The sequence below is a fragment of the Serratia sp. Ae19-1 genome, from assembly GCF_059801225.1.
The window spans coordinates 288,655-301,213 of record NZ_JBCHWD010000002.1 but is presented as its reverse complement, the minus strand read 5'-3'; the positions used below and the strand labels follow the sequence as shown (position 1 = coordinate 301,213).

Below are 12,559 nucleotides of genomic sequence, written 5' to 3'. Positions count from 1 at the left end.
GTCTCACAAAATAAACCGCCTGCTCTTGTCCGTAAGCAGGGAGCAGGCGGCAAAAAGATCCGCGGCCAACACCAGGGCCATTGGCAGCACCGGGGATTATCCTTCAAGCTTCTCTTGTCGCCGTACCTTCTTTGCTGTGCCTTCTTTTTCCACGCTCTCCAGTGTCTGTGGTAACCGCCGCCCTTTGCATCTCACTCTGAGTTATTGCAGAACGCCGTTACTCCTGTCAGCCGAGTCGCCAAAACTGCCTGTCCACATGCCCCACCGGCGCAAATTCAAAAGAGAATGCGGCGTCGCCGTTGGTGAGGAACCGGAGTCGCGCAGAGAATCTCCGCGCGATCCGGGGTGGGATAAGGCGGGGCCATCGAGAGGGTAACGGCCCCGGCCGGCGCCGGGTTTGGCGGCCGGCAACGTCACTATAATCGGCGCGTTTGTCGGCGCCAGCACCACCGTTCGGCATTGCGCGGCCGCTCCAGCGTTTTCTTCACACGGCGGTAAACGTTGCCGTTTATTGCGCGCCGCGTCCCAGATAACCGTCCCAGTCTTTCCACACCGGCTGCAGCCCGGCGTTGCTGATGGCCTCGGCGACCTGCTGCGGCGTGCGGCCGTCGTGCGGCTCGAACTGCTCCAGCTCAGGCGGCACGTCGTCGGCATAGCCGCCGGGTTGCGTCTTGGATCCGGCGCTGACGCTGTTGATCGCCACCGGGATCATATGATCGCGGAAGTACGGCGACTCACGCGTAGACAGCGACAGCTCAACGTCCGGCGCGAACAGCCGGAAGGCGCAGATCAGTTGCACCAGCTGAGGCTCGCTCATGATAGACGCCGGTTCGATGCCGCCGGCGCAGGGGCGCAGGCGTGGAAACGAGATCGAGTAACGGCTCTGCCAGTAGGTTTGCTGCAGGTAGAACAGATGTTCCGCCAGCAGGTAGCAGTCGGTGCGCCAGCTGTTGGACAGGCCGATCAACGCGCCGAGGCCGATCTTGTCGATCCCGGCGCGCCCCAGGCGATCCGGCGTGGCCAGGCGCCAATGGAAATCCTGCTTCTGGCCGCGCAGGTGGTGCTGCAGATAGGTGGCCGGATGGTAGGTTTCCTGATACACCAGCACGCCGTCCAGGCCCAGCGTTTTCAGTTCGGCGTACTCTTCTTGCGCCAGCGGCTGCACTTCCATCATCAACGAGCTGAAATGGCGGCGGATCGCCGGAATGTGCTGGCGGAAATAGTCCATGCCGACCTTGGTCTGATGTTCGCCGGTGACCAGCAACAGATGTTCGAACCCCAACGCCTGGATGGCTGCGCATTCGCGGGCGATCTCCGCCGCATCCAGCGTTTTGCGCTTGATGCGGTTGCTCATCGAAAAGCCGCAATAGGTGCAGTCGTTGGCGCACAGATTGGACAGGTACAGCGGCACATAGAAGCTGACGACGTTGCCGAACCGCTGCCGGGTCAGCTGCTGCGCGCACTGCGCCAGCAGTTCCAGGTACGGCGCGGCGGCGGGGGAGATCAGCGCCATAAAGTCGTCGCGCGTCAGCTTGTCGGCGTTCAACGCACGTTCCACGTCGCGCGCGGTTTTGCCGTTGATGCGCAGCGTAATGTCGTCCCAATCCAGCTGTTGCCAGCGGCTACTGAAGTCGTCGGCCATCACTGCGCCTCCTCGGGTTGGCTGAGGAAGGCGGTCAGCGGGCTGGAGGCGATCGCGCCGCGCTGGCTCGCGCCTAACCCGGCGCTGCGCGCCAGCTCGCCGGCCTCCAGCGCCAGGCGAAACGCCTGCGCCATTTGCACCGGATCGCGCGCCACGGCGATGGCGGTATTCACCAGCACCGCGTCGGCGCCCAGCTCCATCGCTTCCAGCGCGTGGCTTGGCGCGCCGATGCCGGCGTCGACCACCACCGGTATCCTGGCTTGCTCAATGATGATCTCGAGGAAGTCGCGGGTGCGCAGACCGCGGTTGGAGCCGATAGGTGCGCCGAGCGGCATCACCGCCGCACAGCCCACCTCTTCCAGCCGCTTGCACAGCACCGGATCGGCGCCGCAGTAAGGCAGCACGACAAACCCGTCTTTCACCAGCGTTTCCGCCGCCTTCAGCGTTTCTATCGGATCCGGCAGCAAGTATTTCACATCGGGATGGATCTCCAGTTTCACCCAGTGGGTGCCGAGCGCTTCGCGCGCCAGCCGGGCGGCGAACACTGCCTCGGCGGCGGTTTTGGCGCCGGAGGTGTTGGGCAACAGCCTGACGCCCAACTGCTGCAGCGGCGCCAAAATGGCGTCATTGCCGCCGCGCAGATCGACGCGCTTCATGGCCATGGTCACCAGCTGTGAACCGGAGGCTGCCAGCGCCTCCAGCATCAACGCCGGCGTGGCGAACTTGCCGGTGCCGGTGAACAGACGAGAAGAGAAAGTGGTATCGGCGATTTTCAGCATGTCAGCCTCCGGCGATCGCTTGAAACAGCAAAATGTCGTCACCGTCCTGCACCAAATGGTTGGCCCAGTCGGCGCGCGGGATGATGGTTTGGTTGATCGCCAGCGCGGTGCCCGGCTGGTGGCGTTCCAGTTGGCTCAGCAGGGCGGCGACGCTGAGCGGCTGCGCCAGCTCCAGCGGTTGATCGTTCAAACGGATCTTCATGCCGCGCCTCCGCATACCGGGCAGGCGCGGGCCTGGCTCAGTTGCAGCGTGCTCCAGCTCTGTTGCTTGCCGTCGAACAACCGCAGTTTGCCGCTGAGGGGGGAAGGCATGCCGGCCAACATCTTGATGGCCTCCAGCGCTTGCAGGGTGCCGATCACGCCCACTACCGGGCCGAGCACCCCGGCGGTGCGGCAGTTGCGCTGCGGCTCTTCCTGCTCCGGGTACAGGCAGGCATAGCAGCCGTGCGCGTAGGGCGGCTCGAGCACCAGCAGCTGGCCGCTGAAACCGACGGCGCTGCCGCTGATCAGCGGCTTGGCGGCGGCGATGCAGGCGGCATTGACCTCATGACGGGTCGCCATATTGTCGCAGCAGTCCAGCACCAGATCGGCGCGGGCGACCGCGTCGCGCAGCGCTTGCCCCTGCAGCCGCTGCGCCAGCGGGATGAGCTCCACCAAAGGGTTCAGCGCCTGCAGATGGCGCTGCGCCAACGCCGCCTTGCCGGTGGCGGTATCGTCGCTGCGGTAAAGGATTTGCCGCTGCAGATTGGTGACGTGCAGCTGGTCGTCGTCGGCCAGCAGCAGCGTGCCGACGCCGGCGGCGGCCAGATACAGTGAAGCCGGGGAGCCGAGCCCCCCGAGGCCGACGATTAACACCGTGGCGCGCTTGAGTTTCTCCTGGCCTTCCGGACCGACGTCCTCCAGCAGCAGCTGGCGGCTGTAGCGCAAAAACTCCCGATCGTTAAGCATCGTTCGGATCCTCGCCCTCGATCAGCCGCAGCAGCTCGGCCGTCGCCGCGCGCCAGTCCGGCGCCTGGGTGATGGCGCTGACCACCGCCACGCTGCCGACGCCGCACGCCAGCACCGCCGGAACGCGATCGATGCTGATCCCGCCGATCGCCACCGTCGGGTAATCCGCCAAATCGGCGATGTGACGTTTCAACTCCGCCAGCCCCTGCGGTGCCGAAGGCATGTCTTTGGTCTGAGTGGGGAAGATGTGCCCCAGCGCGATGTAGGAAGGTTTCACCGCCAGCGCGCGCGCCAGCTCGGCGTCGTCATGGGTGGAGACCCCCAGCCGCAGCCCGGCGCGATGGATGGCCGCCAGATCGGTGGTATCGAGATCTTCCTGGCCCAGATGCACACCGTAGGCGCCGTGTTTGACCGCCAGCCGCCAGTAATCGTTGATGAACAGCCGCGCCTGATAACGCCGGCCCAGCGCGATGGCGGCGGCGATATCCTGTTCAACCTGCTCGTCAGGCAGATCCTTGATGCGCAGTTGGATCGTGGTGACGCCGGCCTCCAGCAGGCGAGCGATCCACTCTACGCTGTCGACCACCGGGTAGAGCCCCAGTTTGTGAGGCGTTGCCGGGAAGGGGGTAGTGATATCAGTCATTGCTGGTCTCCTCTTGCAGCGAGGTGGCGCTGTGATACAGGTCGCTGCCGCGGGCGCGGAACTCGGCGGACATTTTTTCCATGCCGGTCAGCTGCACCTCGATCGGCTTGGCGGCCTCTTGGGCAGCGGCGTAGTCGCGCACCTCCTGCGAAATTTTCATCGAGCAGAATTTCGGCCCGCACATTGAGCAGAAGTGGGCGATCTTGCCGGACTCCTGCGGCAGGGTTTCGTCGTGATAGGCGCGCGCGGTGGCCGGATCGAGCGCCAGATTGAACTGATCTTCCCAACGGAATTCGAAGCGCGCCTTGGACATGGCGTTATCGCGGATCTGCGCGCCCGGATGGCCTTTGGCCAGATCGGCGGCGTGAGCGGCGATCTTGTAGGTGATCAGGCCCTGTTTGACGTCCTCTTTGTTCGGCAGGCCGAGGTGTTCTTTCGGCGTGACGTAACACAGCATGGCGCAGCCGAACCAGCCGATCATCGCCGCGCCGATGCCGGAGGTGAAATGGTCATAGCCCGGGGCGATGTCGGTGGTCAGCGGACCGAGGGTGTAGAACGGCGCTTCGTGGCAGTGTTCCAGCTCTTCGGTCATGTTGCGGCGGATCATCTGCATCGGCACGTGGCCCGGGCCTTCAATCATCACCTGCACGTCGTATTCCCAGGCGATTTTGGTCAGCTCGCCCAGCGTATGCAGTTCGGCGAACTGGGCTTCGTCGTTGGCGTCCTGAATCGATCCGGGGCGCAGGCCGTCGCCGAGCGACAGCGAGACATCGTAGGCGGCGCAGATCTCGCAGATTTCACGGAAGTGCTGATAGAGGAAGTTTTCCTGATGGTGCGACAGGCACCATTTGGCCATGATCGAGCCGCCGCGCGACACGATGCCGGTCAGGCGTTTGGCGGTCATCGGCACGTAGCGCAGCAGCACGCCGGCGTGGATGGTGAAGTAGTCGACCCCTTGTTCAGCCTGTTCCAGCAGCGTATCGCGGAACATCTCCCAGGTGAGGTTCTCCGCCACGCCGTTGACCTTCTCCAGCGCCTGATAAATAGGCACCGTACCGATGGGCACCGGGCTGTTGCGCAGGATCCATTCGCGGGTTTCGTGAATATAGCGGCCGGTGGAGAGATCCATCACGGTGTCTGCGCCCCAGCGGGTGGACCACACCAGTTTCTCCACTTCTTCTTCTATCGACGACGTGACCGCCGAGTTGCCGATATTGGCGTTCACCTTCACCAGGAAATTGCGGCCGATGATCATCGGCTCCGCCTCCGGGTGGTTGATATTGGCGGGAATGATAGCGCGGCCGGCGGCCACTTCCTGACGCACGAACTCCGGCGTGATGTTGTCCGGCAGGTTGGCGCCCCAGCTCTGGCCCGGATGCTGGTGGCGCAGCACCTCGCCGCGAATGCGCTCGCGCCCCATGTTTTCGCGGATGGCGATGAATTCCATCTCCGGGGTGACGATGCCGGCACGGGCGTAGTGCAATTGGGTGACGCACTTGCCCGGCAACGCTTTGCGCGGCAGCGGCAGGTGTTCGAAACGCAGGTGATCGAGGCCTTCGTCCGCCAGCCGCTGTTGGGTGAAGCCGGAGCTGGCGCCGCTCAGGGTGGCGGTATCGCCGCGCGCGTCGATCCAGCCGGCGCGCAGCTTGGCCAGGCCGGCGTGCACGTCGAGCTCGGCTTGCGGATCGCCGTACGGGCCGGCGGTGTCATACACCGGGATCGCCTCGTTCTGTTCATACTGCGGATTATCTTTGCTGCCGCCGACCAGGGTCGGGCTGAGCTGAATTTCACGCATCGGCACCTGGATATCGCTGCGCGAGCCCTGCAGGTAGATGCGGCGTGAGTTAGGGAAAGCCATACCTTGCAGCGTGTCGATAAACTGCTGGGCGGCTTCGCGTTGCGCTTTGCGGGCGCGCGGTGGATTAACGTTAGACATAGCAAGTTCCTACCAGTGTGTTGGGTTGGGAAAGTTGCTTGTCTGGAGTTCGGAGGGAGTAATGATGGTGGCCGATAAGGCAGGGCGCCCGCAAAAAGAGGGCCGTGCCTGTGGCGATAGATTACTCTTGTTCCCTTCGCGGGTATTAACCCGATCAGGTTCCGCGGATCCCGAATTAACGGTCTCAGCCTGGCTGATTCGATGAACAAATCAGGCGCTAGGCACTCCGACAAGATGCACCCCAGTATAGGAGGGATAAGAAAAAAAACTATAAAATTTTAACGCGCCGGATCCAGCGCCTGGTCCGGCAGCGGTTGCTGCGCGGCTTCCGCCTCCAGCAGGATCAGCTTATCTTCCAGCGCAAAGCGCGCCGCCAGCGTTTCGCCGATATCCGACAGGGCCTGATGGAACTCCAGACAAACCTCCTGATCGATATCCACTTCGGTATAGCGATCGTGGAACGCCATGATCTGTTCGGTATTGGCCCATAGCTTGGGATAGATGTTCACCGCCAGCGACATTTTCGGACTGGCCGCGCCTTCCACTTGTTTGATAATTCTGTCATAGATATGAAAATGCCCTGCGGAGAGGTAATCCACCAGGTTGTGGCAAAAGTTCTCCAGCGCTTTTTCATTCAGCGGCGTATGCTTTTCTTTATTCGGTTTGAGGCCTACCAGTGTGCAGTAGGCGACCAGCAACTGCTTGCGGGCCTGAAGCCATTGATCAACTAATTCATTACTACCGCCAACGCGCTGAGTCAGCCTTTCCAAACGGTTGAGCATGTTTGACTCCGTGTAAGTAATAAAAGTAACCGGTAAGTTATTAAAATGTAACAAAGCCGATTCGTAGAGTGCCAGTGAAGCTGAGGTTGTGCAACAACGATATGGAACTTGCATTAACGGGCAATGAAAACGGCTGGTGGATCGTCAGCCATGAAAGCAAACTTTGGTTACCGAACGGTGAATTGCCGTCGGGAACGGCCGCCGCCCTCGGGCTGCAGGGCCACATGGCGCGCACCATCGGTGAATGGGAGGGCGCGCCGGTTTGGCTGGTGCGCCAGGCTATGCCGCGGGAGATGGGCTCGGTGCGTCAGCTGTTGGATCAGGATCGCGGCTTGTTCCAGCTAGCCGGGCGCGGCGTGCAGCTGGCGGATTTCTACCGCTCCCATCGCTATTGCGGCTACTGCGGCCATGAGATGCACCTCAGCCGCACCGAAAGCGCCTGCCTGTGCGGCCATTGCAAGGAGCGCTACTACCCGCAGATCGCGCCCTGCGTGATCGTCGCCATTCGGCGCGAGGATCAGATCCTGCTGGCGCAGCACGTGCGCCATCGCGGCGGCATTCACACGGTGCTGGCCGGCTTCGTCGAAGTGGGCGAAACGCTGGAACAGGCGGTGGCGCGTGAAGTGATGGAAGAGAGCAACATTGAAATCAAAAACCTGCGCTATGTCACTTCGCAACCCTGGCCGTTCCCGCACTCGCTGATGATGGCCTTTATGGCCGATTACCATCAGGGCGAAATCCGTCACGATCCCAAAGAGTTGCTCAACGCCGGCTGGTATCGTTACGACCAATTGCCGCTGTTGCCGCCGCCCGGCACCGTGGCACGCCGCTTGATTGAGGACACCGTGGCGCTGTGCCGGGCAGAATAATGTACAATGGCCGGCAGATTATTAAGGGAGCCCCATAAATGACTGAGTTGAAGAACGATCGTTACCTGCGCGCGCTGTTGCGTCAGCCGGTGGATGTGACCCCCGTATGGATGATGCGCCAGGCCGGTCGTTATTTACCGGAGTACAAGGCAACCCGCGCCCAGGCCGGTGATTTCATGTCGCTGTGCAAGAACGCGGAGCTGGCCTGTGAGGTCACGCTGCAGCCGCTGCGCCGCTATGCGCTGGACGCCGCCATCCTGTTCTCCGACATTCTCACCATTCCTGACGCCATGGGGCTTGGCCTGTACTTTGAAGCCGGCGAAGGTCCGCGTTTCAGCTCACCCGTCACCTGTCGTGCCGACGTCGACAAACTGCCGGTGTTCGATCCGGAAGTGGAGCTGGGCTATGTGATGAACGCGGTGCGCACCATCCGCCGCGAGCTGAAGGGCGAAGTGCCGTTGATCGGCTTTTCCGGCAGCCCGTGGACGCTGGCGACTTACATGGTCGAGGGCGGCAGCAGCAAGGCCTTCACCAAGCTGAAGAAGATGATGTATGCCGAACCGGCGACGCTGCACCTGTTGCTGGACAAGCTGGCGGACAGCGTGATTCTGTACCTCAACGCCCAGATCAAGGCCGGTGCGCAGTCGGTGATGGTGTTCGACACCTGGGGCGGCGTACTGACCGGGCGCGACTACCGCGAGTTCTCTTTGCACTACATGCACAAGATCGTCGATGGTCTGCTGCGTGAAAACGACGGCCGCCGCGTGCCGGTGACGCTGTTCACCAAAGGCGGCGGGCAATGGCTGGAGGCGATGGCCGCCACCGGCTGCGACGCGCTGGGGCTGGACTGGACCACCGACATCGCCGACGCGCGCCGTCGCGTAGGCGACAAAGTGGCGCTGCAGGGCAATATGGATCCGTCGATGCTCTATGCTTCTCCGGCGCGCATCGCGGAAGAAGTGGAGACCATTCTGGCCGGTTTCGGCCACGGCAACGGTCATGTGTTCAACCTGGGCCACGGCATCCATCAGGATGTGCCGCCGGAGCACGCCGGCGCCTTCGTCGAGGCGGTGCACGCGCAGTCGGCGAAATACCACCGCTGAGGATCCGAGGTGACCGATATGCAGGCCCTGCGCGCCGAACAGCTGCGGCGCGCCGCTGAAGTCATTCGCTATGACGATCTGCCGACCGAACCGCCGGCGTTCATCGCCGGCGCCGACGTGGGCTTCGAACAAGAGGGGGCGGTGACGCGCGCGGCTATCGCCATCCTGCGCTATCCGTCGCTGGAACTGGTGGAGTATCAGGTGGCGCGCATCGCCACTGTCATGCCTTATATCCCGGGCTTCCTGTCGTTTCGCGAATACCCGGCGTTGTTGGCCGCCTGGGGGCAGCTGCAGCAGAAACCGGGGCTGATCTTCGTCGATGGGCACGGCATTTCACATCCGCGGCGCCTTGGCGTCGCCAGCCATTTCGGCCTGCTGGTCGATGTGCCGACCATCGGCGTGGCCAAGAAGCGCCTGTGCGGCAAATTTGCCCCGCTGGACGCCGCCGTCGGCGCGTTGGCGCCGCTGGAAGATAAGGGCGAACAGCTGGGCTGGGTGTGGCGCAGCAAGGCGCGCTGCAACCCGCTGTTCATCTCTACCGGGCATCGCGTGGGCGCCGACAGCGCGCTGGCGTGGGTGCAACGCTGTATGGCGGGCTACCGTTTACCGGAGCCGACCCGCTGGGCCGACGCCATCGCATCGCGTCGCCCGGCGTTTCAGCGCTGGTTGCAGCAGCATCCGGAGGTGTCGCGATGAGCGATTTCGGGTACACTGCGCCGCAGATAACGCGTAAGAGAGTAAATCATGCTACGTAACCCGATTCATTTACGCCTGGAACGGCTCGAGGCCTGGCAACATTTGACCTTTATGGCCAGTTTGTGCGAGCGTATGTACCCGAATTACCAGATGTTCTGCAAACAGACCGAGTTCGGCGATCCGGCGGTTTATCGCCGCATTCTGGATTTGGTGTGGGAAACGCTGGTGGTGAAGGATGCCAAGGTCAACTTCGACAGCCAGCTCGAGAAGTTGGAAGAGGCGATTCCGTCGGCGGAAGATTACGATCTTTACGGCGTTTACCCGGCAATTGATGCCTGTATCGCATTAGGGGAACTGATCCATTCGCGGCTCGGCGGGGAGACGCTGGAGCACGCCATCGCCATCAGCGAAACATCGATTCGCACCGTGGCGATGTTGGAAATGACCCAAGCCGGTAAGGAAATGACCGACGAAGAGTTGGAAAGTTTGCCGGCGGTAGAGGAAGAATGGGACATTCAATGGGAAATTTTCCGCCTGTTGGACGCCTGTGAAGAGCGCGATATAGACCTGATCAAGGGGCTGCGATCCGACCTGCGAGAGGCCGGTGTCAGCAACATCGGGATAAATTTAGCGCAATAAGGCAACAAAACGTGATTTAACGCCTGATTTGTCATGCCTTAAGGCTTCACATCCGCACCCTGTCTGGTCTACATTTGGGGGGCGTAAAAAAAGTGGCTATCGGTGCGTGTATGCAGGAGAGTGCTGTCAATCGGCATATCCGTCGCACTCGATGCTTTGCAAACGATAAACACACTGTAAGGATAACTTATGAACAAGACTCAACTGATTGATGTAATCGCGGACAAGGCTGACCTTTCCAAAGCACAAGCTAAACTGGCTCTGGAATCCACCCTGGCTGCTATTACTGAGTCTCTGAAAGAAGGTGATGCAGTACAATTGGTTGGCTTCGGTACTTTCAAAGTAAACCATCGTAGCGAGCGCACTGGCCGCAACCCGCAGACTGGCAAAGAAATCAAAATCGCAGCAGCCAACGTGCCTGCGTTCGTTTCTGGCAAAGCACTGAAAGACGCTGTTAAATAAGACCGCGCCTCGGTGAAAAGTTTAAACAGGGGGGCGATGATGCCCCTTTTGTTTACTCGTCGGGCGTTCATGGCCGCCGGCATTGCCCTCGGTCTGAGCGCCTGCAGTTTCCATTCCGATATCCCCAGCTTTACCGCCAGCGGCTTCGTGGCCGATCAGGGCGTGATACGCCTGTGGCGTAAAGACGATGAGCAACACCGCCCACAGGTGCTGGTCAGCGTCTATAGCCCTTACCGAGGGCCGGGCACTATCACCACGCTGTACACCTATCAGGGCGACGTGCTGCGCCAAATCAAACGCAACGACGCTGACGGCGATCGAGATTCCATTCAGCTGCGCTTTGCCGACGACGGCACGGTGAGCTTTATGCAGCGCCAGTTGGCGACGCGCCGCGAACCGCTGACCAGCGATGAAATCGCCCTGTACCAATATCAGGCGCGGCGTATCCTCGAAGTGAGCAATGCGCTGCGCGCCGGCAAGGTCAAATTGCTGCAGGGGCGTTGGATGCAGGGCCAGGTGCAAACCTGCGACGGCCAGCGCTTAAAACCTGGGCTGGATGCCGCCGCCATCGTCTGGATCGAGAAGCGCGCTCGCAGCAGCAGCCGGCCGGTGAGCGTCGCCTGGCTGGAAGCGCCGGAAGGCAGCGAGCTGCTGCTGGTGGCTAACGACGACTTCTGCAGCTGGGAACCGAAAGAAGAGCAGCTATAAAAAAGGCCCCGCGCTGCGGAGCCTCTTGTCATGACCGTGAAAGGTCAAATCATTTTCCGCGCGCGATCGCGCGATAACCGATATCTTTGCGGCAGAAGCTGCCCGGCCAGTGGATGCCTTCCGCCAGCTGATAGGCGCGTTGCTGCGCCTGCGCCACGGTGTCGCCCAATGCGGTGACGCACAGCACACGACCGCCGCTGGTGACGACGTCATCGCCCTGCAGGCGCGTACCGGCGTGGAAGACTTTACCCTCGGCGCTTTCCTGTTGCGGCAGCCCCTGGATAACCTCGCCGTTGCGGTAGTCGCCCGGATAACCGCCGGCCGCCAGCACCACGCCGAGCGCAGGACGCTCGTCCCAGTCGGAGGTTTTCTCGTTCAGGCGGCCTTCGGCGCCCGCCAGGCACAGCTCCACCAGATCGGAACGCAGGCGCAGCATGATCGGTTGGGTTTCCGGATCGCCAAAACGACAGTTGAATTCGATCACCTTCGGCTGACCGTCGGCGGAGATCATCAGGCCGGCGTACAGGAAGCCGACGTAGGTGTTGCCTTCCGCCGCCATGCCACGCACCGTCGGCCAGATCACCTGATCCATGGCGCGCTGGTGGATTTCGTCGGTCACTACCGGTGCCGGAGAATAGGCGCCCATGCCGCCGGTGTTCGGGCCGGTGTCGCCGTCGCCGACGCGCTTGTGGTCCTGGCTGGTGGCCATCGGCACCACGTTCTCGCCGTCGACCATCACGATGAAGCTGGCTTCTTCGCCGTCGAGGAACTCTTCCACGACGATGCGATGGCCGGCGTCGCCGAAGGCATTGCCGGCCAACATGTCGCGCACCGCTTCTTCCGCTTCCTGCAGCGTCATCGCGACGATCACGCCCTTACCGGCCGCCAGGCCATCGGCCTTGATGACGATCGGCGCGCCTTTGCGGCGCACGTAGGCCAGCGCCGGCTCCACCTCGGTGAAGTTTTCATATTCGGCGGTCGGGATGCGGTGGCGCGCCAGGAAATCCTTGGTGAAGGCTTTGGAGCCTTCGAGCTGTGCGGCGGCCTGTGACGGGCCGAAAATTTTCAGACCGGCGGCCTGGAAGGCGTCGACCACGCCGATCACCAGCGGCGCTTCCGGCCCGACGATGGTCAGACCGATGTCATGGCTCTGGGCGAAAGCGACCAGGGCGGGGATGTCGGTGGCGGCGATCGCCACGTTTTCCAGATTGGCTTCCAGCGCGGTGCCGGCATTGCCCGGCGCAACATAGACTTTATCCGCCAGCGGAGACTGGGCGGCTTTCCAGGCCAGCGCGTGCTCGCGCCCGCCGTTGCCGATAATCAAAATGTTCATCAGGGGCTCCACGAATGGC

At 62.1% G+C, this 12,559-nt stretch carries 14 protein-coding genes and 1 riboswitch; of the genes, 6 read left to right on the top strand and 8 right to left on the bottom strand.

The genetic code is table 11. The features are described from left to right. Positions 1 to 508: 508 nt before the first annotated feature. The 7 genes from thiH to AAIE04_RS06745 all read right to left on the bottom strand — a co-directional run bounded on the left by thiH (position 509) and on the right by AAIE04_RS06745 (position 6,730). Positions 509 to 1,642: a 2-iminoacetate synthase ThiH gene (gene thiH, locus AAIE04_RS06775; RefSeq protein ID WP_498576705.1), complete on the bottom strand. Its 1,134-nt coding sequence runs from the start codon at positions 1,640 to 1,642 to the stop codon at positions 509 to 511. Further along, positions 1,642 to 2,421, bottom strand: coding sequence for a thiazole synthase (locus AAIE04_RS06770; RefSeq protein ID WP_498576704.1), 780 nt, complete (start codon positions 2,419 to 2,421; stop codon positions 1,642 to 1,644). Before AAIE04_RS06770 ends, thiH begins: the two co-directional genes overlap by 1 nt. 1 nt (position 2,422) lies before the next feature. Continuing rightward, on the bottom strand, positions 2,423 to 2,623 hold the full coding sequence (gene thiS / locus AAIE04_RS06765) for a sulfur carrier protein ThiS (RefSeq protein WP_019456435.1): 201 nt from the start codon (positions 2,621 to 2,623) through the stop codon (positions 2,423 to 2,425). Continuing rightward, a complete protein-coding gene (locus tag AAIE04_RS06760) occupies positions 2,620 to 3,369 on the bottom strand; it encodes a HesA/MoeB/ThiF family protein (protein WP_498576703.1) in 750 nt (249 codons plus the stop codon). The genes thiS and AAIE04_RS06760 overlap by 4 nt, the downstream gene beginning before the upstream one ends. Continuing rightward, positions 3,362 to 4,012, bottom strand: coding sequence for a thiamine phosphate synthase (gene thiE / locus AAIE04_RS06755; RefSeq protein ID WP_498576702.1), 651 nt, complete (start codon positions 4,010 to 4,012; stop codon positions 3,362 to 3,364). The genes AAIE04_RS06760 and thiE overlap by 8 nt, the downstream gene beginning before the upstream one ends. Then, positions 4,005 to 5,948: a phosphomethylpyrimidine synthase ThiC gene (gene thiC / locus AAIE04_RS06750; RefSeq protein WP_019456432.1), complete on the bottom strand. Its 1,944-nt coding sequence runs from the start codon at positions 5,946 to 5,948 to the stop codon at positions 4,005 to 4,007. Before thiC ends, thiE begins: the two co-directional genes overlap by 8 nt. A 114-nt stretch (positions 5,949 to 6,062) precedes the next feature. Then, positions 6,063 to 6,187: riboswitch (TPP riboswitch) on the bottom strand. Positions 6,188 to 6,226: 39 nt separating this feature from the next. Then, a complete protein-coding gene (locus tag AAIE04_RS06745) occupies positions 6,227 to 6,730 on the bottom strand; it encodes an Rsd/AlgQ family anti-sigma factor (protein ID WP_019456431.1) in 504 nt (167 codons plus the stop codon). Between the two features lie 101 nt (positions 6,731 to 6,831). On the opposite strand from AAIE04_RS06745, the gene nudC reads away from it, so the two are divergent. The 6 genes from nudC (at position 6,832) to AAIE04_RS06715 (ending at position 11,207) form a co-directional block, all read left to right on the top strand. Next, positions 6,832 to 7,599, top strand: a complete 768-nt coding sequence (gene nudC, locus AAIE04_RS06740; protein ID WP_025160202.1) for an NAD(+) diphosphatase — start codon at positions 6,832 to 6,834, stop codon at positions 7,597 to 7,599. A 38-nt stretch (positions 7,600 to 7,637) separates the two neighbouring features. Beyond that, complete coding sequence (gene hemE / locus AAIE04_RS06735) at positions 7,638 to 8,702, top strand: uroporphyrinogen decarboxylase (RefSeq protein WP_004929877.1); 1,065 nt, start codon at positions 7,638 to 7,640, stop codon at positions 8,700 to 8,702. A 9-nt stretch (positions 8,703 to 8,711) separates the two neighbouring features. Beyond that, complete coding sequence (gene nfi, locus AAIE04_RS06730) at positions 8,712 to 9,398, top strand: deoxyribonuclease V (RefSeq protein WP_019456429.1); 687 nt, start codon at positions 8,712 to 8,714, stop codon at positions 9,396 to 9,398. Positions 9,399 to 9,446: 48 nt separating this feature from the next. Next, positions 9,447 to 10,037: a YjaG family protein gene (locus tag AAIE04_RS06725; RefSeq protein ID WP_025160203.1), complete on the top strand. Its 591-nt coding sequence runs from the start codon at positions 9,447 to 9,449 to the stop codon at positions 10,035 to 10,037. 189 nt (positions 10,038 to 10,226) lie between these two features. Further along, entirely contained in the window at positions 10,227 to 10,499 is a 273-nt protein-coding gene (gene hupA / locus AAIE04_RS06720) for a nucleoid-associated protein HU-alpha (protein ID WP_004929874.1), read from the top strand. A 36-nt stretch (positions 10,500 to 10,535) separates the two neighbouring features. Further along, positions 10,536 to 11,207, top strand: a complete 672-nt coding sequence (locus AAIE04_RS06715; RefSeq protein ID WP_498576701.1) for a DUF1481 domain-containing protein — start codon at positions 10,536 to 10,538, stop codon at positions 11,205 to 11,207. 49 nt (positions 11,208 to 11,256) lie between these two features. Here the strand turns inward: AAIE04_RS06715 and purD are convergent, their stop codons facing one another. Beyond that, positions 11,257 to 12,540 (bottom strand): phosphoribosylamine--glycine ligase, encoded by a 1,284-nt coding sequence (gene purD / locus AAIE04_RS06710; RefSeq protein WP_019456427.1) that lies wholly within the window; start codon positions 12,538 to 12,540, stop codon positions 11,257 to 11,259. Positions 12,541 to 12,559: the final 19 nt, after the last annotated feature.

Excerpts from the sequence above, each read along its gene's own strand:
- thiE (WP_498576702.1), bottom strand. The coding sequence starts at position 4,012 with ATGACTGATATCACTACCCCCTTCCCGGCAACGCCTCACAAACTGGGG.
- thiS (WP_019456435.1), bottom strand. The coding sequence starts at position 2,623 with ATGAAGATCCGTTTGAACGATCAACCGCTGGAGCTGGCGCAGCCGCTC.
- thiH (WP_498576705.1), bottom strand. The coding sequence starts at position 1,642 with ATGGCCGACGACTTCAGTAGCCGCTGGCAACAGCTGGATTGGGACGAC.
- AAIE04_RS06760 (WP_498576703.1), bottom strand. The coding sequence starts at position 3,369 with ATGCTTAACGATCGGGAGTTTTTGCGCTACAGCCGCCAGCTGCTGCTG.
- AAIE04_RS06770 (WP_498576704.1), bottom strand. The coding sequence starts at position 2,421 with ATGCTGAAAATCGCCGATACCACTTTCTCTTCTCGTCTGTTCACCGGC.
- AAIE04_RS06715 (WP_498576701.1), top strand. The coding sequence starts at position 10,536 with ATGATGCCCCTTTTGTTTACTCGTCGGGCGTTCATGGCCGCCGGCATT.
- nudC (WP_025160202.1), top strand. The coding sequence starts at position 6,832 with ATGGAACTTGCATTAACGGGCAATGAAAACGGCTGGTGGATCGTCAGC.
- thiC (WP_019456432.1), bottom strand. The coding sequence starts at position 5,948 with ATGTCTAACGTTAATCCACCGCGCGCCCGCAAAGCGCAACGCGAAGCC.
- hemE (WP_004929877.1), top strand. The coding sequence starts at position 7,638 with ATGACTGAGTTGAAGAACGATCGTTACCTGCGCGCGCTGTTGCGTCAG.
- AAIE04_RS06725 (WP_025160203.1), top strand. The coding sequence starts at position 9,447 with ATGCTACGTAACCCGATTCATTTACGCCTGGAACGGCTCGAGGCCTGG.
- hupA (WP_004929874.1), top strand. The coding sequence starts at position 10,227 with ATGAACAAGACTCAACTGATTGATGTAATCGCGGACAAGGCTGACCTT.
- AAIE04_RS06745 (WP_019456431.1), bottom strand. The coding sequence starts at position 6,730 with ATGCTCAACCGTTTGGAAAGGCTGACTCAGCGCGTTGGCGGTAGTAAT.
- purD (WP_019456427.1), bottom strand. The coding sequence starts at position 12,540 with ATGAACATTTTGATTATCGGCAACGGCGGGCGCGAGCACGCGCTGGCC.